This is a genomic window from Bacillus sp. Hm123, from assembly GCF_051842975.2.
Taxonomy (GTDB): domain Bacteria; phylum Bacillota; class Bacilli; order Bacillales; family Domibacillaceae; genus Bacillus_CE.
In genome coordinates this window covers 375,072-395,296 of the sequence record NZ_CM200277.1, presented here as the reverse complement: position 1 = coordinate 395,296, position 20,225 = coordinate 375,072, and the positions used below count along the sequence as shown (strand labels likewise).

The following is a 20,225-nucleotide window of genomic DNA, read 5'->3' as shown; positions in this document are numbered from 1 at the left end:
AAGAAAAGGAGGATTCTTATGAGTGAGGTTTGGATAATTTTTCTTGTTGCTATTTTATTATTTATCGTTGTTCCTACACTTATCGCCGTCAATAAAAGGCCGAAAAAATTAAAGCTACATCGAATTGAAATCCCGTCGTTAATCGATGAACGCCACCCTGAGTTCTTACCGCTAGAAAGCAAATTGAATGAATCGCTCTCTCCCGATTTCATTAATAAAGTAAAGGATCGCGTCTTAACAAATCACCCTACGTGGACAGAAGATGATTTTGATTGGCGTCTATTTGAATTAAAAAGATATTTTATTTTAGCGAAGATCCTAAAGACTGTGCCGATGTTCAGTGAGGAGGTCGATGAAATTTGGCATGAAATGTTAATGTTCACGCAGGATTATGACACATTTTGTCATAAGTTTTACGGAGAATTTCTGCATCATACCCCTAATATGGAAGTTGTCCCCGTTCCAAATGAACGAGCCTTATTTGATTGGGTGTATCTGCAACTATTTGAACCGACCGTCAACAGTCGCTTGTTATGGGGACCATTTTTAAAACATCCTCTTGAAGCTGAGCTGTTAGAAAACTTCCGATCCTTGTCTGAATCATCGTTATTAGAGCGATATTTAAAAAAAGACGAGGAAGCAGAAGTTCCTCAAAGAACGATCATTCAGCTATTGAAGTATGACATTCAAGAAGCGGAATCCATCAAGCACGATAAGGACGAGGAGTCTTTCAAACGCATGACTTCAGACAATCATTATACGTATTTACTTCCGGCTATGGTTTATTTCTCTCTGTATGAAGCGGGCAATTATCAAGAGGAGATGGATCATTTGCTTCCTAAAGAAGCGGCACATGGATCGTCTACCTCCAGTGGCTGCTCTAGCTTTACATGTGATTCGGGAAATGACTCAAGTTCTTCTTGTTCCTCTTCTAGCTGCTCTTCTTCAAGTTGTGGAGGTGGTTGCGGTAGCAGTTAACTCCATTTCTCCCCTGCTTTTTCCTTGTTTAATTATAGCTTAGCTGGGCAAGTTATGACTGTAATTAATCACTTGATAAGGGAGACTATTTAATGGACAAAAGATTATTTTGGGGTATCCAACAGCTATCAGGACGCTTTTTTCTCATCGATCAATTGATGATTCTGCTATCAAGAAAAGCTCGTTATGCGTTTATGTTCACAGTGCTTCTCAAATGGATATTAGGCGGTCCGAAAAGAAGAACGGCCCGCTCTGCAATCTTATCTGTCGCAGTCGCTTGGTGTATTGATTTGATTTTAAGAGGACTTTGCTTTAAGCAGCGACCATTTATGAAGCAAAAAGTAGGCATCTTAATGCCAACTAAGGTCAACTCATCCTTTCCGAGCAAACATACACTATTATCATTCGCCTTGTCTACTGCCGTTTTCCTGCGTGATCGAGTTTGGGGACGAATGCTTTCTTATCTTTCCGGCTTAGTTGGTTTATCAAGAGTTTGGGTCGGTCACCATTATCCTTCTGATATCATATTTAGTGCACTGATCGGAACAATGACCGGCATGATTGTTCATACAAAAACTGCACACTGCAAAGAAGCTGACTCATAAGTGACTCGCACATGAGTCAGCTTTTTTGTAAATGTTATGTAATTTTTTTCAGAATAAACAAAAATAAAGGAAAAATAGATTTATAATGAAGAAAAAGAGGTGAAGGGGATGGCGCATCTTCAAGGAAAAGAAAACACCCTGCCCGGTAAACGATCGACATGGGGATTATTTTTTTCACTGCCTGTTCTTTCATGGGCGCTTTATGATTTTGCCAATACGATTTTTTCTTCCAATATCATTACAATCTTCTTTCCTTTCTATTTGCAAGAAGCTATTGGTGGAAGTGAGCAATTAAATCAAATTGCTAGCACGTTTATTTCATACGCTAACGCTGTAGCTAGCTTATTTCTTGTCTTATTCTCCCCACTTTTCGGTGTCATGATTGACCGCACCGGGAGAAAAAAGAGGTATATTATTCCTTTTTCACTCATTACAATATTATGTACAATTGGCATGGGGATTTTCGCATCAATGAACGTTGGGAGTAGCCTTTTCGGCCTTCCCGCCGCTCTTGTACTCGTCATCTCATTATTTGTCATCGCAAAGTTTTTTTATCATTCTAGCTTAATCTTCTACGATGCCATGCTTTCTGATTTAGGATCAAAAGAAGAGATTCCACTACTTTCTGGATTCGGAGTCGCCGTAGGCTATATCGGAACGCTCGCCGGATTAGCGATTTACCCTTTCATCGGTGATGGAAACTTCCATCGTGCCTTTATTCCGACAGCGATACTTTTCTTGCTATTTTCTTTACCGTTAATGTTGACTGGAAAGGAAACAACACCGCTACCTCCCTCCGCAAAAGGAGACTTCCTAAGAGGGTACAAGGAAATTTACGCTACATTTAAAGAAATGAAGCAGCACGAAGCGATCTTTTTATTTATGATCGTTTATTTCTTTATCAATGATGCCATTGCCACTGCGATTGCGATGATGGCCGTTTATGCAAAAGCGATCGTCGGCTTTTCATCAGGAGAATTTATCCTGCTTTACTTAGTATCAACGATAGCAAGCATTATTGGCTCCTTTATTTTTGGGTATGTGACAAAAGCTGTTGGCGCGAAAAGATCCGTTATGTATGTCGGAATCATCTTGCTTATTGCGTTATGTCTCGGTACGTTTGCTGTGAATGGTGCCATGTTCTGGGTAACAGGCAGTCTATTCGGGGTTTCATTGGGGGCTGTTTGGGTCACTTCAAGAACGTTTATTATCGAGCTTACACCTGAAGAGAAACGCGGACAATTTTTCGGTTTATTCGCTTTTTCAGGAAAAGTATCCGCCATTGTTGGGCCTCTCATTTACGGAACGATCACTCTACTTTTAGCCGACTATGGTAATATTGCTAGCCGAACGGCCTTAGGCTCTCTAATGATCCTTGTATTAATCGGTTTGTTCGTCCATCGCCGAATACGCGTCTAAATATATATTTACTAACAGAAGACACTTCGCATATAAGAAGTGTCCTCTTTTTTTTGAAAATCAACGAATGTTTTCTTCATAACAAGACACTCTAAGGATAGGTACATTTTTGAAGAAAGCAGGTGCTGATATGGACTTATCCGAACAAGCTTATCAAGCAGGGGATATCGTATATGTCATTTATCGTAATCCTCACACGTATACAGCTGCGAATGTGCAACAAGCCGCAGTTGTGCACCACCCGGATCAGCCGGGAGAATTGGCACTGTTTTTATACGAAACATATTATCCCCTAGATCAACAAATTGCTATTTATCCATCTGAAGCGGCAGCGGAACAGGATTTCGCTCGTTACTTCGGGGCGATTGAGTAGGAGGACGAACATTGGTTAAACCTTTTATCCCTCAGCTTGTGTATATCGAGCCCCGAGCACTAGAGTACCCGCTTGGACACGAATTAAAAAAGAAATTCACCAATATGGGGATTGAAATTAGACAGACGACTTCTCACAATCAAGTTCGAAATTTACCCGGTGATAATCATTTCCAGCAATATCGCATCGCTAAATCTACTCTTGTCGTCGGGGTACGTAAAACGCTCAAATTTGATACGTCAAAGCCATCTGCTGAATATGCTATTCCTTTAGCGACTGGCTGCATGGGACATTGTCATTATTGTTATTTACAAACAACGATGGGAAGCAAGCCTTACATTCGAACATATGTAAATACCGAGGAAATATTAGAAGCCGCAGGTAATTATATGACCGAAAGAGCACCCGATATTACTAGATTTGAAGCCTCTTGTACATCAGATATCGTTGGCATTGATCATTTAACTCATTCGTTAAAACGGGCGATTGAATTTTTTGGTGAATCTAAATATGGCAAACTTCGGTTTGTGACAAAGTTTGCCCATGTTGACCACTTACTAGATGCGAAACATAATGGGAAAACTCGCTTTCGCTTTAGCATGAATGCAGACTATGTGATCAAATACCTCGAACCTGGAACTTCTAGACTGGCCGAACGGGTAGAAGCAGCAGCGAAAATAGCGAAAGCAGGCTATCCCCTTGGTTTTATTATTGCCCCGATTTATTTATATGATGATTGGCAGCAAGGTTATTTAGAGCTATTCCAAACACTGAAAGAAACATTGCCAACCTATGCCACGAAAGATTTAACCTTTGAACTCATTCAGCATCGATTCACGAAACCAGCGAAACGCGTCATTGAAAAAAATTACCCGATGACAAAGCTAGAAATGGAGGAAGAACAGCGACAATACAAGTGGGGACGATATGGAATCGGAAAATACGTCTACCCAAAAGAAGAACAAGAGGAAATTCAAACTACTTTTGGACATTATATCGAACAATACTTTCCCGAAGCCAAACTTGAATATTTCACGTAATCAAAAACAGCTGTTAGGAGCCCCCTAACAGCTGTTTTGGTCATTAAATCGCATTTGAATCTTGTACTTTCGGTTGTCCTTTCGAACGAGACAGCAATTGTTGTCCGAACACAATACCTAGTACGACAAGCCCTGTCACATCCGTCCACATTCCAGGAACGATTAATGTGACCGAACCAATTAAACAAATAATGGCAAGCGGTAAAGGTACATCGGTAATAAAGTATCTTTCTAGCGCTACGCTCAATCCTAATATACCGATAATTGCTGTGATCGTGACCCAAATGACTTCCCATGGACTAGTCACATCCTGCATCAGAAGGACCGGTGAAAAGACGAAAATGTAAGGGATAATAAACCCAGAAAGCGCAAGTCTCAATGCTTCAAATCCCGTCTTATTTGGACTCGCCCCTGCAATTCCTGCCCCTGCAAAAGCAGCTAAAGCAACTGGTGGCGTGACGTTCGCTAAAATTCCGAAGTAGAACACGAACATATGAGTAACGAATGGAGCTACTCCTAACTCAAGCAAAGCAGGTGCTGCCATCGTCGCTGTAATAATGTACGTCGGAATAGATGGTAATCCCATCCCCATAATGATACAAGCGACCATTGTAAATACGAGCGTCAAGAACATATCTCCTTGACCAAGTACCAGAATCGATTGAGTAAGTTTTGGACCTAAGCCCGTTAACGTACTAACACCAACAATCAAACCGACCATCGCACATGACATCGCTACACCAAGAGCAGCCCGAACTCCTTCTTCCATCGCTGCAAGAATTTCTTTAATACCCATGCGTGTTTCTTTATTAAACCAACTAACCGCAACGGATAACACAATCGCATAGAAAGCAGCATATAGCGGTGTTTTTCCTGCCATTAACATGCTAATTAACACGATGATCGGAATTAATAAGTGACCGCCATTTTTTAATACATACCAGAAGCTTGGCAGCTCAGCCTTAGACATTCCTTTTAAGCCTAATTTTTTTGCCCGGAAATGTACGATTAAAATAATACCTAAATAGTATAAGAAAGCAGGTAAAATCGCTGCAAGAGCAATTTGATTGTATGGCATCCCTAATGTTTCCGCCATGATGAATGCCGTTGCTCCCATAACTGGTGGAATAATTTGCCCACCGACTGAAGCCGTCGCTTCCACCGCTCCCGCAAATGCTGGCTTGTAGCCAACACGTTTCATCAATGGAATTGTAAATGCTCCCGTTGTTACAACGTTAGCAAGCGCACTTCCGTTAATCGAGCCTAACAAGCCGCTGGAGATCACCGATACTTTCGCCGGTCCACCAGATGTATGGCCTGCTACACTAAGCGAAATATCTGTAAAAAACTTCCCCATCCCTGATTTATTTAAGAATGCTCCAAATAAAATAAAGAGGATAATATAAGAAGCCGATACAGAAATCGCAATACCATAAATTCCTTCCGTTGATAAATACATATACGTGACGATATCTTCTAAGTCTTTACCTGAATGTTTTAATAAATCTGGAAATGAATGTCCGAAAAAGGCGTAAGCAAGGAATAAAACCGTTAAAATCGTCAAAGCATTCCCTGCTACGCGACGCCCACCTTCAATCACAACAATGATCGTTAAAATACCAAAAGCAATATCTACATTACTTGGCATATAGATGGACATTCTTGTAGCAATACCTTCATAATCAAAGATCATATACCCACCCGTAGCAAGGGCTGCTACGGACCAGAGCATATCAACAATTGTCACTTTGTTACTTGTGCTCTTTTTATAAAAAGCTGGGTACAAAATAAAGACTAAAGTCGCAATAATCGCTGTATGCAACGATCGGTGACGAAGAGCATCAAGTGGACCGAAGTAAGCCGTATATAAATGATAGCCTGCCAAACCAACACTTAAAATAAAAACGGCCCAACGCCAAAAGCCTGTGTCAATTTTTCGGAATCTTGATTCACTGTCGTACTTTTGTAGAATTTCCTCTTCTCCCCCGGCTGTTTCGGGCATTGTGTTTTTATTTTCTGTCATAACGTCATCCCCTCTCTATTGGATTATTCCTTCTTCCTTGTAGTACTTCTCTGCTCCTGGATGAAGCGGTAACGGTAGTTCTTCCACTGCTGTTTCCAATTCGATTTGCTTCGCGGCATTATGCGCATTACGAAGATCATCTAAATTTTCAAACATTGTTTTTGTTAGTAAATATACTTTTTCCTCCGGTAAATCTTGATGCGTAATCATTAAGTTTTTAACTAAAACGGTGTCACGATCCTCTTTAACACCTTTATATGTGTTCCCTGGAATCGCTCCCACTTTAAACGCTGGGTATTTCTTTTGAAGCTTCTCTGTTAATTCTTTCGGTACTGGGATAATTTCCACTTCGTCCGTTGCGGCTAATTCCATAATTCCTGAATTTGGATATCCTGAAGAAAGAAAAGCAACATCAGTTGTCCCATTTTTGATTCCTTCAATTCCCTCCGAAAAAGATAGAAAATCGGCATTAATGTCATCATATGTAATGCCTGCTCCTTGTAAAATTCGTTTCGCCACAATCTCTGTTCCACTTCCAAGCGCTCCAACCGCTACATCCTTGCCTTTTAAATCTTCTAATGTACGGATGCCCTCTTTCTTACGAGCGACAATTTGCAAATAGTTTGGGTAAAGTGAAGCAATTGCTCTTACATTTGTTAACGCTCCAGAGCGAACAAAATTCCCTTCCCCTGTATAAGCATCTGCCACCGTATCAGCCATCGCTAATCCTAGCTCTGCTTTTTGCTTACTAATTTTCATCGTATTTTCAGCGGAGGCGCCTGTTGTTTGAGCACTTGTTTGCGCGCCTAATTCTTCACCATAAAGCTTCGCTAACGCATTTCCTAATTGGAAGTAGACTCCTGACGTTCCCCCCGTTAAAATCGTCACTGGCTCTCCCGCAAGAGCTTCTCCTGCTTGGTCACCATTTTTGAAATCGTTTTCATTCTTTTCTTTACTAACAGACGTATTGCCACACGCGGCAGTAAACGTGAGAATCGCAATGAGTAAAAAGATTAATGCTGTATATTTTTTCATTTCCCCACCCCTGTTGTCGTTATTTTTATAAATCTTAATGCAATTGCCGTGCCATTTCTAAAATTCAGATAATAAAACCATTTGTTTTTTGAGTGAAGCTAGCATTTTCAAAGGAATGAAGCCTTTTATTTATTTTTTTAAGCGTTGCTTGAAGCAACATAAATAACTCTCCGTTCGTTAGAAAAGCGGCAAAAAATGCCGGGTAAGAACGGCAAAATGTTCCTACCCGGCATTTTTTTCATCCTATTTCGGTTCTTGGCGATACAATTGTAATTTATTGCGAAGGTTTCTTTCACTAATCTCTAGCACACTAGCCGTCTGTCGCCGATTTCCTCCACAATGTTCAAGTACCGCTTCAATAATCATTCGCTCCGCTGCTTTCATCGTCGCTCCAAGTGGGACTTCAATGAGCTCTTTACTGTTCGTTGAAGAATCTTCGACCGCGACAGCTCCTTTTGTCGTAGCTACAGTGATTGGCAAATCCTCTAGCTGAATCACTCTTTCTTTCGCCATCGCTACGGCATATTCAAGGATATTACCTAATTGCCGAATGTTCCCTGGATAGTCGTAATTGATGAGCCGATCATGCGCACTAGATGAAAGGGTAGGCAATGGCCGCTGCATTTCTTCTGCATACCTCTTCAAAAAATAGGAAATTAACAAATCGATGTCCTCTTTGCGATCACGTAACAATGGCAAATGAATCGGGATAACGTTCAAGCGAAAAAATAAATCTTCACGAAATGAACCTTCCTCAATCATGCTCGGCAAATGTTTATTCGTTGCACTAATAATCCGTACGTCTACATTTTTCGTTTCTGTTGACCCAAGTGGTGTAATCTCTTTTTCCTGTAATACTCTTAGCAATTTTGCTTGCAAAGAAGCGGGCATTTCACCTATTTCATCTAAGAAAAGAGTTCCTCCACTTGCAGCAGCCACTTTCCCCTCTTGGCTGCGGACAGCTCCTGTAAAAGCACCTTTTTCATAGCCAAACAATTCGCTTTCTAGTAAGGCCTCTGGAATCGCCGCACAGTTCACTGAAATAAACGATCCGTTCTTTCTTTTTCCTTGCCGATGAATCGCTCTTGCGACTAGCTCTTTCCCTGTACCGCTCTCTCCAAAGATCAACACACTAGAATCAATATCCTTCACCCGATCAATCAGGGAAAAAACTTGCTTCATCACGTCGCTTTCCCCGATCATTTGATCATAGCCCTTAATTTTCTCGATCGTATCGCTTAGCTCCCGGATTTTATAATGTAGCTGGCGATGCTCTAGAGCCTTTTTAAGTAAAATTTCTAGCTCGTCAAGGTCGAGTGGCTTCGTAATATAATGATAGGCCCCTCGCTTCATCGCTTCAACAGACGATTCAATCGTTCCATAGGCGGTCATCATAATCACAGCGATATCCGCTTGAATGGCTTTAATTTCAGTCAATACCTCAAGCCCATTATATTTTCCAAGCCGCCAATCGAGTAGCACGATATCGACCCTCTTCTGTTTCAACAGCTCATATCCGTCTGGAACATAGGTAACAGCGGTCACTTCATATTCATTTTCTAATGCAAAGCAAAGAGAAGAGCCAATTGCCGATTCATCATCAATGATTAATATAGATGGCTTCATCTCACTGTTCTCCCCCTTCTACTTTTATAGGCAATTCCAAGGAAAATATCGTCCCTTGTCCTTTAATAGACTCAATATTCATTTCTCCATTGTTCTCCTTCACCCATTGATAACAAAGGGTTAATCCAAGCCCTACTCCATGCTCCTTCGTCGTGTAAAAAGGCTCGAAAATATGCGAAATCTCTTCCTTTTCCATACCCTCTCCAGTATCTAACACCTTAATCATACCAATTTCTTCATCTGTTTCAGCTACAATCGATAACACTTTTTCTGAACAATTTTCCATCGCATCAATCGCATTCAACATTAAATTCAGCATCACTTGTTTCATTTGATCTGGATCACTATACAGCATCATCTCTGATTCCATCTGTAAACGGAGCTCAATGCCCTTTTTTCTTAACGTTGGCTGAATAATCGCTTCAAGCGATTGGATAAAAGGCTCAACTGCAAACAGTTTCTTCTTCGGATATTTTGGCCGAGCATAGTCCAATAAATTTTCCACAATTCGATTCATCCGATGAAGTGCTTCTGGTACATGCTTGAGCAACTCTTCTCGAAACACAGGGTCCTCATATTTACGAGGAAGTAAATCTATAAACATTTTCATCGAGGTCAGCGGATTACGAATTTCATGAGCAACTCCAGCGACGAGCTGTCCAAGCGCTCGCATTTTCTCCTGAGTTGCAAGTTTCTCCTCAAGTATTCTCGCTTCTGAACGATCCGCAAGTGTTAATAAATAACCGTTCATTTTTCCTCCTTCTTCATACAGTGGAATTAAGCGATATAAGAAATATTGTGTTTGCCCGTCATATTCGATCTCAATTTCTTCTTTCAATAACTCCATTTGCTGATCCCATACGTGCTCATATGTATCAAAAATGCGGCGAATAAGCGGCTGTGCTAAAACATCCTTTGTTTGCACGGCTTCCTTGTCTGACAAATGAAGCATTTGCATAGCTCGCTGATTCATGCTTGTCAGCTGAAAAGATTCATCAAACGTCAGGATGCCATAGTACATATGATTAATAATTTGCGTTTTAAACGCATTCGCGTCGGAAATCGCTCGACGCTGTACTTCGAGCTGTTCATTCGCCACCGCTAACGCAGATGTACGCTTATCCACTTCTTTCTGTAAGCGCTTGTTCCATGCATACGTCATGTACAAAACAGCAAAGGCCAACGTGATGATAATAACGAGGAAGACGATCCAGTTTTTTAGTTCCTTCAATCGCTCGTCTGTATTCGGAACAAACCAATCATTATATAATTGTTGATACTCCCCACTCGCCTCCATACGATTCAATGACCGATTAATCAAAGACAACAACTCTGTCTCATTCGGCCTAACAGCGACCGCAAATTCTGAAGGTACGCCTAAATGATCCAAAACCGTATAGTCATTTTGCTTACCTGATTGCTGTAAATAATATTCGGCTGTCCATTTGTTCGAAAGATAAGCATCAGCTCGTCCCATAAATAAAAACTGCAAAGCATCTTCAGGATTAAGCGCTAATAGAAAATCCACTTTTCTCACATTTAATAATAAATCAAAAGCGACAGGCTCCTCCTGCATTACAATCGTTTTCCCACGCAAATCTGTTAGCTTTTTCACTTTTGGGGCCAATTCATTGGGAACTACGACTGCATCAGCCATCGTGAAATACGACTCTGAAAAAGAAAAACGTGCATCTTGCTCCGCAGAATATTTCATCCCCATAACGGCGTCTACTTCTCCTTTTTGCAGAGCTTTTGTCGCCTGATAAAGATCCATCGGAATGTATTCGAACTCCACCTCTTCCTTCGCCGCAATATAATCAAACAAGGCAACACTAAAGCCAGTAAACTCTCCTTTTTCATCGATAAAAGAAAAAGGAGCTAAATGCTGTTCACCAGCAATCTTATATACTTTCTTTCCTTGCTGATCCTTCGCCTGCTTGTCATGACCAACAATGCTAGCGACAGAATTAGTCGGTAGCAACACAAGGCAAATCATCCAGCAAAGAATAAGATAAAGAAACGGAAAACGTACATGCATAAGGGCTAGTATCTCCTTTTGTGAATATTGCTACTATTGTAGCATATCCCACTAGCGAATAAATGCCCTCTCTTTGTTGGCAAGAGCATCATCTAGCCAGCGCGGGTGCATCGGTAATAAATCAACAGGTAACTGATCCACCGCGAAAAATTGCACATCTAGCGACTCACTAGCTTGCCAGCGAAGCTCTCCTCCAATGACTTCAGCTAGAAAACAAGTCGTAATAAAATGAACCGTTCGACCGTCAGGATAATGAAAGATTTGAGAGGATGGCTCTGAATAGACACCGATTAATTTTTTAATTCGAACATGCAAGTTGGTTTCCTCATGAACTTCACGAATAGCTGCCTCCTCGACCGTCTCCCCCGCCTCTACATGACCGGACGGCAATCCCCAAAGACCAACATCCGTCCGTTTTTGCAACAACACTTGCTTTTTTTCATCAAAAATCACTACCGCCACTCCTGGATACAATTGAAGATCATTACTCATTTCTTTTTTCCTCCATTTCAAAATAAAAAAGGTCCGAGAGAAAGAATTCAGTGCATACGAAATACACCGAACCTTTCCCCTCGGACCTTTTATGTCAATAGGTGCCTTCTGCTATTGCAGAAGAGGTAGCCCTCGGTCACAGCCCTTCTTAAATGGAAGCGGAACCCTAGCTACAATTTTCCAGTTCTATTATATTTTATATGGAGATTTGTCAAAATACAAGGAGAGCAGCAAATATTGTGAAGTAATGTTTATATTTTGTTGAGATCAGCCTTGTATACTAATTTCTTTAACGAGCTCCCATGTAAAAAGAACCAAAATATTCTCTTATAGTAAACAAAGTGTTAATATGGTTTATTTTATGATAGTTTTACTATTAGAAAAGGAGGGTAGCATAATGAAATGGGGGCATTTATTGTTAATCAGCACACTGTTTGCCACTTTATTAGGCTGTCAAGATACAACCGTCCACCCAATAGAAAAAGAAGAAAACTATACGACAAACGAATTAGCAACCGAACAATTCATTCGCTCTCATTTACTAACAAAAGAAGGTTTTATTCAAACTGATGTGCAAAAGCGAGCAAACGTATTTTTATCTGAGTCATTAGGTTTGTGGATGCTTTATTTAGTGGAAAGTGGCCGAGAGAAAGAGTTTGATCAACAAGTCAACTTATTACAAGATCATTTTCTTGATCCCTCTTCATTAGTTTACTGGGAAATCACTGAAGGAAAACCTTCCAAAGTAAATGCATGGATTGATGATGCCCGCATTATGCGAGCTTTATATAAAGCAGCTCATATATTTGATCACCCTGAATATATCGAGATCGCCAAGGAGATAGGAGAATCCTTGAACGACTATGCGTTTGAGCAAAAATGGCCAGTGGATTATGTAGACATTCCGACAAAAGCCAAAAGCAGTATCATAACGATTAGTTATTTAGATAGCGAGGCGCTCGATATTTTACAGCAATTACAGATCAGATCCACTAAAGACTCCAACTCACTGCGAAAATGGGTACAGTCCATTCCCGTTCAAAATGGCTTCTATCCAAAATCATTTAACACGAAATCTAAAACATTTCATTATGACAAAGAAATTAATTTAATTGATCAACTATATGTCGCCTATCATCTAGAGCAAGCGAATGTATCTACTGATCACTTCGCAAGTTGGGTCAACCAAGAATTTAAAAAAGAAAAAAAATTAGTCGGTCGTTATCACTTCGAAACAAAAATACCGAGTGTAACCTATGAATCACCTGCTGTATACTCTTTAGCCATTCTATATTCAGTGGAAAGAGAAGACAAAGAACAGGCACTTCAATATTATCACGCAATGCAAAGCCTCTCTGTTCAAAATAAAGAACGCTCGGAATATGGTGGATATATAGATATTTCACAACAACAGACCCATTCGTTTGATAACTTACTTCCATTACTAGCAGAAAGGACACTATTAAATGAAGGATACATTCAGTAAACAAAGCTTCTTCTTTTTATCGATCGCACTATTGCTGCTTTGTTCACATTTATATTTCTCTTATCTTCCACAATTGAATGAACTAGAAACGGAAGGAAAATACTTAGCTATTTTCATTATTATACTAACGTTAATGGTTGGTTCTCGTTGGGGATTAATGACGACTTTAGTTGTATTGTTTACGATAGGAAGTCTTTATTTTTGGAATTTATTTTTGCAACCTCAAAGTCAATCTTTCTTATTTTCCGAGTTCGATTTATTTATTTTCGGAAGTGGGCTAGTGCTTTTAACTGTTTTATGCGGTTACATCCATGATTACTCTGCACAGTTACTTTCCGAATTAAAAAGTGCGCAATCTAGAGTGAAAACGTTAGTATCCATCGATTCTGAAACAGGCTTTGATAACCGTGATCGAATGATTCTTGAGATCGATGCTGAAATTGGTCGAACGAAACGCTATGGTGGACTATTTACCATTATTTTGTACAAAATTGACTACCTTGAAGAATTTAAAAATATGTACGGAAACAAAGAATATAATCGCTTACTTGAAACATTTTTAACAGATATTCAGCAGATGACCCGCACAACAGATAAGAAGTTTCGTGTCGAACAAGATATATTCGGCATCCTCCTTCCGTATACACCTGAAGAAAATATTGGCATCATTTACGAACGATTCACTCAACTGCTTCAGGACTATCAAACGGAAAAAGGGAAAACATTGAGCTTCTCTTCTCACGTCGCTCACATTACAGTTAAAGGTCAAGAAGAAGAACGTCAAGCAGAAGAGCTATTGACGCTTCTTGGAAACGAGTTGAAAGTAAATGCGCTATAAATTCATTATGACGACGTTGTTATTCGTTATTCTTTTTCCGTTTCCATCCCATGCAGAACAAGCAACAGAGCGTGTTCTACTCACCTATTCTAGCGATGAAACAGATGTACCTGGAAGTGTGTGGATGTTGGACAGTTTACTCAGTCATTTTGACGTTACGATTAAGATCGTTAAAGATACCGCAGTGACACAAGAAATACTTCAAGAGGCAGATTGGCTTGTTTATTATGGGCTAGATCAAACCTCTTTGCCGCTGACCTTAACAGAGAGATCTTCACACTTTTCTGGGAGGCTAGCATTGATCGGGGAAAACGCTGAACAATTTCCTCTTTATGAAGGAGGACCACTTAAACAAAGGAATCAAGTCCCTTCCTTCAAACAGCAACGTACCGGCAAGGAAATCGTTCTTTCTAACGTATTAAATGTATATTCGCCAAGTAAGCTGCACGCCGATGATCAAGTGTTATTAACAGGGAAAATAGATGATGAGACATTCCCTCTTATCTCTCAAAATGAAAAAGTGTTTTATGCGGGGGCTAAATCATTAACTGCTGGATTTCAATATTTCCTTGCAGATGCTCTTCATGAGTTTTTCCGTAGTGATCACGAAGAGCAACATACGAGTTATGTTCGCTTAGAGGATATTAACCCTTCATCAGACGCTGAAACATTGCGAAAGGTTGGACAATATTTCATTGATCGACAAATTCCTTTTTTAATGGCTGTGACCCCTGTATACAGCCATCCTGATACATCCGAAAAGCTTTATCTAGCTGATCAACAACCGTTGATCGAAGTACTTCAATATCTGAAAAATAACGGTGGAAGCATCATCGCTCATGGTGATGCACAGCCAAATCAATCAAATGCAGGAAGTAGCGATGTCGAGACAAACACGCCTTCCATAAAGAAACCTGAAGCATTTTCTAATGAGGAAGATTATCAACAATATTTATCCTCTATTTTAGAGAAAGAACAAATATCTATGGAAGAGATGATACAAGCAACCATCGACAGCTTGTCTAGTCTAGGGCTTTTTCCGGTTTCATTTGAAGCGGCTGACGATACAAAGGTATATACAGCTTACCAATCAATTCCTCAGTATTTTCCTACTATTTTCGGGCAAATGTCGTTCAACTCCCTTGTCGGGGAAAATACAGGAACGTTACCTTATGTAGCACAGCCTTCATTTTTGCATGGGATGACTATCTACCCTGAAACGATTGGGTATATTGACACAACATCCTACATGCCAATAGAAAATGTGAAGAAACAACTAGAACCTTTACTTTTTGTTCGCGATAGTACGATTGGTGCTTTATACCATCCATACATAGGGGTAGATTATTTACCAGATGTTATTGAACTCATTGAGTCCATAAGCGATACAGAGTGGCTAGATATGCAAACAAGTGTAAAAAGTTCGATAAAATATGAGACAAAGAGTAACGATGTTAAAGACAAAATACAAAAAATAATGCCTGAGACATTCATTGAAAAAGCACTCTTCTTGCTCTCTATCGTCGTATTCTTTTTTGTTACCTTGTTCGCTTTATATACTCTGTACTTAAGGTCTCAACGAAAAAAGCAATTGTTTAAGGAGCGCTGACGCATGGCTAACACTTTATTTTATATCTCACTTGTTCTCATTTGGAGCATGCTACTTTATCACATGTTTCTCATGCAAGGCGGGTTCAGACACTATTTACGATACAGAAAAGTCATCCCTGAGTGGGAAAGAAAAATGGTGAACCTCCCGAAAGTATCGATCCTAATCCCAGCTCATAATGAGGAAGTCGTCATCGGAGCTACTTTGCGTGCAATGTCGCGACTGAATTACCCAAAAGATAAATTAGAAGTGATTGTGATCAACGACAATTCATCTGATCGGACAGGCGAAATTGCCGCACAATTTCATGAAAAGTTCCCATTCATTCAAACCGTCAAAACAGAACCTCCTTTCTCGGGAAAAGGAAAATCATCTGCCTTAAACTATGGTTTCCAGAAATCCACGGGCGATATTATCGTTGTTTACGATGCGGACAATACGCCTGAAAAAGATGCCGTTTATTATTTAGTGATGGCACTATTAAATGATCCAAAAGCCGGAGCCGCTGTCGGGAAATTTCGTGTCATCAACGCTTATGAAACATTACTCACTCGCTTTATTAATATCGAAACTATTTGTTTTCAATGGATGGCTCAAGGCGGGCGGTGGAGCTGGTTCAAAATCGCTACCATTCCTGGAACCAATTTCGCCATTAGACGTTCGATCATTGAAACCCTTGGTGGATGGGATGAAAAAGCATTGGCAGAGGATACCGAATTAACCATTCGCGTATACGAACTAGGCTATCATATTCGTTTTTTCCCTGCTGCTATTACATGGGAACAAGAGCCGCAAACGTGGAGCGTATGGTGGAAGCAACGAACAAGATGGGCAAGAGGAAATCAATATGTTGTCTTAAAATTTCTTTCTCAGTTTTTTAAATTAAACAGAAAGCGGATCATCTTTGATCTTTTCTATTTCTTCTTCACCTATTTCTTGTTTTTCTTTGGTGTCATCATGTCCAATGTCTTGTTTGTGACTAATTTATTTATTGATTTGGAGCTGTCCATCGGAACCATTTCACTCGTGCTATGGGCACTTGCCTTTTTACTGTATGTCACTGAAGTATTCATTACCTTAAGTATCGAGCGTTCCGAATTGAATAAGGGCAACTTTTTCATCGTATTATTTATGTACTTTACTTATAGTCAAATGTGGATCATTCTCGTCGTCTATTCATTATTCTTAGAAATCAAACGCGTTTTGCTGCAGCAAGAAGTTCGCTGGTACAAAACAGACCGCTTCGGATAAGGAGTTATCTATTATGCATATAAAAAAAATCATCACATTCGTCTGTATTAGCCTATTTCTAATGAATGGCACTAATGACGTAATGGCCGCCCCACCAGTACAGACATTACAAACTAATTTAGCAATACCAACAGAAAAGCAGCCAGCTACACAGCGAATAACTCCAACAGATCAAACTCTGTATGGACAAAACAATACGTTTCAATACAATTATTCGTTAACGAAGGATCAGCAACCTAGTAAAGCAAATGTGCTTCATTTAAAGTGGAATCACTCTGAACTTTTAATTGCACCATCTAGCTTAACGATCTCCATTGACGGCCAGCCAGTGAAGTCAGTGCCGATTTCAGACAAGACAAAAGATAGTCAGCTAACGATCCCATTACAAAAAAATCATTTAACGAAGGGCAATCATACAGTGGACATCCAATTTTATGGGGTGATCAAAGAAGGCGTGTGTGTGAATCAAAACACGACTGGCAATTGGTTTAATATTAAACCGGCAAGTTACCTTCGCGTAGAGAATGAAATGACTCCATTAACATTGGCAGAATTCCCACAGCCATTTGTTCATACAGCAGAACAACCGACGGTCATCGTCATTCCTACTAATCCTTCTGCTGAAGAAGTAAAGGCTGGATTACTACTGAAAAACAACTTGCAATCGATCGCTTCTAATACAGATAATGTGCTCATTCAACAAGAAAATCGCATTCGTCAATGGACAGGCAATTATATTTTTGTGGGAACCTATGATTCGTGGGGAAATACAGTCAAGAAGTTAGTGGACCAAAGTAAGCTAAAAGCAAAAAAAGATACATTACATGTACAACGGATTCAATTAGCAAACGGCAAAACCAAAACTGAGGGGATGTTTGTGTTAGCAGATACCGAAAATACTCTCGTTGACAAGTTACCTGTGCTCTCGCATCCTGATTTACACTCTCAGCTATCAGGAAACTCTATGGAAATTACAAACACACCAAAAACGGCCACTCGTAGCAACAACGTCTCTTTCAAGCAGATGGGAGCCCAAGATTTATATTTATCCGGTCATGCACCGAAGTCACCTCACTACTATTATCCGGTACCTGCTTTTGAAGAAGGTTCATCATTGACTTTAAAGCTCAAATTTAAAACCTCTTCACTCGCTCAAGTCAAAGAAGAACTAACAACGAATGCCGAACTGATTGTTTGGGTGAACGATGTTCCTCATCCGATTACACTTAATAACTTAAAAGAAACGAATCAAACATGGATCGAAAAAGAGCTAAAAGTAGATAGTAGTGTGGTTAAAAATAATTCCTTCTTAGACATGTATATGGAAGTAACAGGCTTAAAAGAGGATGTTGCTTGTATCCAAACAGACGAACGAAAATGGGTATTTGTCTCTGCGGATAGTCAGTGGATACTGCCTCAAATGAACGAGCAACTAAACAATCAAGTGTTTACGAATTGGTCTTCTGCCTTTCGCAGTAACAATTCGGGAACAGTTATCGTACCTAATCAGATAGATGACCGTACATTGCAAGAATTAAACTTAATTACCTCTTCCATTCCTAATGCTTTATCTACACAAAACTTTCATATCGTCAAGGAAGAGGACGTAAATGAAAAAATATTAAAAGACAATTCATTACTATTTTTAGGCGGTCCAGACGAACATGAATACTTAAATAAGGTTCAAGAACAACTGCTCATACCTTATGAGAATGGAAAAATCGATATAGCTAGTCAAGGATTCGTACAAGAAACTTCTAATCAAGTCGCTTGGATTCAGCCTTCTATATGGAACGAAGAAAATGCCTTAATCGTGTTAGACAATATCAACCCAAAAAGTAATTTCACTGATAAAACGTTATTAACAACCATTTCTTCTCCTGAAGAACCTTTTAGCATCGCTGTTAAAAATCAGAACGGAAAAGTGTTCACTAACAGCCAAAGCATCGAGCTCCCTCATACAAAGGAGTCTAACGACACACAATTGAAAAACCAACAAACGTCTTGGCTATATATCGTTGGATTCATGTCATTGATCATTATAATCGGGGCTATCCTTCTACGGAAGCGTAGAAAGAAGGAGTAAGATTATACAACCAGTGTAGGTTTTTCGATGTCTCCCTTATTAAGAGAAAAAACAAAGGGAGCATTATTCCCCAAGAATGTTATTCAATCATCATTCTTGGGGAATTTCATTTAAGTACCGATTAGTCACGATAGGACTATTTAAACGACCCTCTTTGTCATCTACCTCGTGCAAGTCACCAAATATGAATTAAAAATAATTCCCTTCATTACTTTGACTCCATGTATGAACTTGCGGACTCTTCACTTTCATGTCTAATTTATTTTTCCAACTATCAGCTTCAGTTCCCATCGCCGGTTTAGATTGCAGCCCTTCAATCAGCCATTGTTTTTTCTCCGTATTATACACTAATAAATATTGTCCAATTGACTTCGTTTGTTCTTCTTTGCTCTCTCCACTCTCTTTAAGCGTCAATTTTGAATGATAATCAACGAGCGCGTTCACTTGGGCTTTCCACTGCCCATCAAAGTAACTCAAGCTGACTTGATCAAGATTAACAATCGCACCTAAATATTTGAATTGTAACTCTGCAATATAGTTTTTCGTCTCCTCAAATATCGCTTTGTCAGCTTTCATCGTAGGATCGTTTTTAATATCATCCGTTGCGTTCGTCAACTTTTCAATATTGAACCCAGAGGCTTGGAACGAGGCCACGTCATTGTTGAATACATCAATCGCACTCAAGATGTCTTTTTGTACTTTTTCATCATCCCGTGCAAGTTGAACACTATCTGTAATGATACTAACTTCTTTATTTCCCCATGCATCTACTTTCTGCTCATCAAAAAAAGAACCCATAGCGTTACTAACTTTAACCTTCATTTCATAAACACCTGGAATAACAGGTCCGTATAAAGCCTCATCTTCTTTATATAGTGGCTTTTTTAATTGATTAATCGTAAGAGCTAGCTGATCGTCTTTATTCTGTCCTGTAACTTTGAGCATCACTGTATTAACTTTCAATTTATAGTTTGGAAACAATCCCCACTTCTTTCCATCTTCTATTAAACTAATTTGTTGACTCTGAGCAACGTAGTCTTCATCCTCAACTTGTTGCTTCAATCCTTCTTTAATCGCATCAAAGCTACTATTATTCTTTTTTAAGTAATCGATCATTGCCTTCATTGACGTATCATTCACTGCCGCTTTCTTATTGTCTGTTATGACTAATTTCTTCAACAATTTCGGATCTTCCTTTGAAACAGCTTCTGTAAACTTTTCGACTGTTTTTTCTGGCTTCACTACTTGTTGCATCGCTACGTACACTCCAACTAACAATACAGCTACTAACATCGCTATCAAGGTCAGCAATTTGTTTTTTGTCAT

16 protein-coding genes are annotated in these 20,225 nt (G+C 39.6%); 10 read left to right on the top strand and 6 right to left on the bottom strand.

Going from position 1 to position 20,225, the window contains the following annotated elements:
* Nucleotides 1–18: 18 nt before the first annotated feature.
* The 5 genes from ACSVDJ_RS02210 (at nt 19) to splB (ending at nt 4,415) form a co-directional block, all read left to right on the top strand.
* The gene (locus ACSVDJ_RS02210) at nt 19–978 is read left to right on the top strand and encodes a UCP032817 domain-containing protein (RefSeq protein ID WP_439170284.1); all 960 of its coding nucleotides are present in this window, start codon (nt 19–21) and stop codon (nt 976–978) included.
* Between the two features lie 92 nt (nt 979–1,070).
* Complete coding sequence (locus ACSVDJ_RS02205) at nt 1,071–1,583, top strand: phosphatase PAP2 family protein (protein WP_439170283.1); 513 nt, start codon at nt 1,071–1,073, stop codon at nt 1,581–1,583.
* Nucleotides 1,584–1,691: 108 nt separating this feature from the next.
* Nucleotides 1,692–3,002 carry an MFS transporter gene (locus tag ACSVDJ_RS02200; RefSeq protein ID WP_439170282.1) on the top strand — a complete coding sequence of 437 codons (1,311 nt, stop codon included), beginning with the start codon at nt 1,692–1,694 and terminating at the stop codon, nt 3,000–3,002.
* Nucleotides 3,003–3,132: 130 nt separating this feature from the next.
* Nucleotides 3,133–3,375, top strand: coding sequence for a transcriptional regulator SplA domain-containing protein (locus tag ACSVDJ_RS02195; protein ID WP_439170365.1), 243 nt, complete (start codon nt 3,133–3,135; stop codon nt 3,373–3,375).
* Between the two features lie 11 nt (nt 3,376–3,386).
* Nucleotides 3,387–4,415, top strand: coding sequence for a spore photoproduct lyase (gene splB, locus ACSVDJ_RS02190; protein WP_439170281.1), 1,029 nt, complete (start codon nt 3,387–3,389; stop codon nt 4,413–4,415).
* 43 nt (nt 4,416–4,458) lie between these two features.
* Here the strand turns inward: splB and ACSVDJ_RS02185 are convergent, their stop codons facing one another.
* From ACSVDJ_RS02185 to ACSVDJ_RS02165, 5 genes are all read right to left on the bottom strand, one after another.
* Nucleotides 4,459–6,438, bottom strand: coding sequence for a TRAP transporter permease (locus ACSVDJ_RS02185; RefSeq protein WP_439170280.1), 1,980 nt, complete (start codon nt 6,436–6,438; stop codon nt 4,459–4,461).
* A gap of 15 nt (nt 6,439–6,453) precedes the next feature.
* Nucleotides 6,454–7,473 (bottom strand): TAXI family TRAP transporter solute-binding subunit, encoded by a 1,020-nt coding sequence (locus ACSVDJ_RS02180; protein WP_439170279.1) that lies wholly within the window; start codon nt 7,471–7,473, stop codon nt 6,454–6,456.
* Nucleotides 7,474–7,716: 243 nt separating this feature from the next.
* Entirely contained in the window at nt 7,717–9,099 is a 1,383-nt protein-coding gene (locus tag ACSVDJ_RS02175; RefSeq protein ID WP_439170278.1) for a sigma-54-dependent transcriptional regulator, read from the bottom strand.
* Nucleotide 9,100: 1 nt separating this feature from the next.
* A complete protein-coding gene (locus tag ACSVDJ_RS02170; protein WP_439170277.1) occupies nt 9,101–11,137 on the bottom strand; it encodes a transporter substrate-binding domain-containing protein in 2,037 nt (678 codons plus the stop codon).
* A 51-nt stretch (nt 11,138–11,188) separates the two neighbouring features.
* Nucleotides 11,189–11,629 carry an NUDIX domain-containing protein gene (locus ACSVDJ_RS02165; RefSeq protein ID WP_439170276.1) on the bottom strand — a complete coding sequence of 147 codons (441 nt, stop codon included), beginning with the start codon at nt 11,627–11,629 and terminating at the stop codon, nt 11,189–11,191.
* Between the two features lie 397 nt (nt 11,630–12,026).
* On the opposite strand from ACSVDJ_RS02165, the gene ACSVDJ_RS02160 reads away from it, so the two are divergent.
* The 5 genes from ACSVDJ_RS02160 to ACSVDJ_RS02140 are packed head-to-tail and all read left to right on the top strand — an operon-like array spanning nt 12,027 to nt 18,899.
* On the top strand, nt 12,027–13,115 hold the full coding sequence (locus ACSVDJ_RS02160) for a glycosyl hydrolase family 8 (protein ID WP_439170275.1): 1,089 nt from the start codon (nt 12,027–12,029) through the stop codon (nt 13,113–13,115).
* Entirely contained in the window at nt 13,096–13,953 is an 858-nt protein-coding gene (locus ACSVDJ_RS02155) for a diguanylate cyclase domain-containing protein (RefSeq protein ID WP_439170274.1), read from the top strand. The genes ACSVDJ_RS02160 and ACSVDJ_RS02155 overlap by 20 nt, the downstream gene beginning before the upstream one ends.
* On the top strand, nt 13,943–15,562 hold the full coding sequence (locus ACSVDJ_RS02150) for a DUF2334 domain-containing protein (protein ID WP_439170273.1): 1,620 nt from the start codon (nt 13,943–13,945) through the stop codon (nt 15,560–15,562). The genes ACSVDJ_RS02155 and ACSVDJ_RS02150 overlap by 11 nt, the downstream gene beginning before the upstream one ends.
* A 3-nt stretch (nt 15,563–15,565) precedes the next feature.
* Nucleotides 15,566–16,813, top strand: a complete 1,248-nt coding sequence (locus ACSVDJ_RS02145; RefSeq protein WP_439170272.1) for a glycosyltransferase family 2 protein — start codon at nt 15,566–15,568, stop codon at nt 16,811–16,813.
* 13 nt (nt 16,814–16,826) lie between these two features.
* A complete protein-coding gene (locus tag ACSVDJ_RS02140) occupies nt 16,827–18,899 on the top strand; it encodes a cellulose biosynthesis cyclic di-GMP-binding regulatory protein BcsB (RefSeq protein ID WP_439170271.1) in 2,073 nt (690 codons plus the stop codon).
* Between the two features lie 189 nt (nt 18,900–19,088).
* Here the strand turns inward: ACSVDJ_RS02140 and ACSVDJ_RS02135 are convergent, their stop codons facing one another.
* Entirely contained in the window at nt 19,089–20,225 is a 1,137-nt protein-coding gene (locus ACSVDJ_RS02135) for a YvbJ-related protein (RefSeq protein WP_439170270.1), read from the bottom strand.

Excerpts from the sequence above, each read along its gene's own strand:
- ACSVDJ_RS02135 (WP_439170270.1), bottom strand. The coding sequence starts at position 20,225 with ATGACAAAAAACAAATTGCTGACCTTGATAGCGATGTTAGTAGCTGTA.
- ACSVDJ_RS02175 (WP_439170278.1), bottom strand. The coding sequence starts at position 9,099 with ATGAAGCCATCTATATTAATCATTGATGATGAATCGGCAATTGGCTCT.
- ACSVDJ_RS02160 (WP_439170275.1), top strand. The coding sequence starts at position 12,027 with ATGAAATGGGGGCATTTATTGTTAATCAGCACACTGTTTGCCACTTTA.
- ACSVDJ_RS02185 (WP_439170280.1), bottom strand. The coding sequence starts at position 6,438 with ATGACAGAAAATAAAAACACAATGCCCGAAACAGCCGGGGGAGAAGAG.
- ACSVDJ_RS02195 (WP_439170365.1), top strand. The coding sequence starts at position 3,133 with ATGGACTTATCCGAACAAGCTTATCAAGCAGGGGATATCGTATATGTC.
- ACSVDJ_RS02170 (WP_439170277.1), bottom strand. The coding sequence starts at position 11,137 with ATGCATGTACGTTTTCCGTTTCTTTATCTTATTCTTTGCTGGATGATT.
- ACSVDJ_RS02200 (WP_439170282.1), top strand. The coding sequence starts at position 1,692 with ATGGCGCATCTTCAAGGAAAAGAAAACACCCTGCCCGGTAAACGATCG.
- ACSVDJ_RS02155 (WP_439170274.1), top strand. The coding sequence starts at position 13,096 with ATGAAGGATACATTCAGTAAACAAAGCTTCTTCTTTTTATCGATCGCA.
- ACSVDJ_RS02210 (WP_439170284.1), top strand. The coding sequence starts at position 19 with ATGAGTGAGGTTTGGATAATTTTTCTTGTTGCTATTTTATTATTTATC.
- ACSVDJ_RS02180 (WP_439170279.1), bottom strand. The coding sequence starts at position 7,473 with ATGAAAAAATATACAGCATTAATCTTTTTACTCATTGCGATTCTCACG.
- ACSVDJ_RS02145 (WP_439170272.1), top strand. The coding sequence starts at position 15,566 with ATGGCTAACACTTTATTTTATATCTCACTTGTTCTCATTTGGAGCATG.
- ACSVDJ_RS02165 (WP_439170276.1), bottom strand. The coding sequence starts at position 11,629 with ATGAGTAATGATCTTCAATTGTATCCAGGAGTGGCGGTAGTGATTTTT.
- ACSVDJ_RS02205 (WP_439170283.1), top strand. The coding sequence starts at position 1,071 with ATGGACAAAAGATTATTTTGGGGTATCCAACAGCTATCAGGACGCTTT.
- ACSVDJ_RS02140 (WP_439170271.1), top strand. The coding sequence starts at position 16,827 with ATGCATATAAAAAAAATCATCACATTCGTCTGTATTAGCCTATTTCTA.
- ACSVDJ_RS02150 (WP_439170273.1), top strand. The coding sequence starts at position 13,943 with ATGCGCTATAAATTCATTATGACGACGTTGTTATTCGTTATTCTTTTT.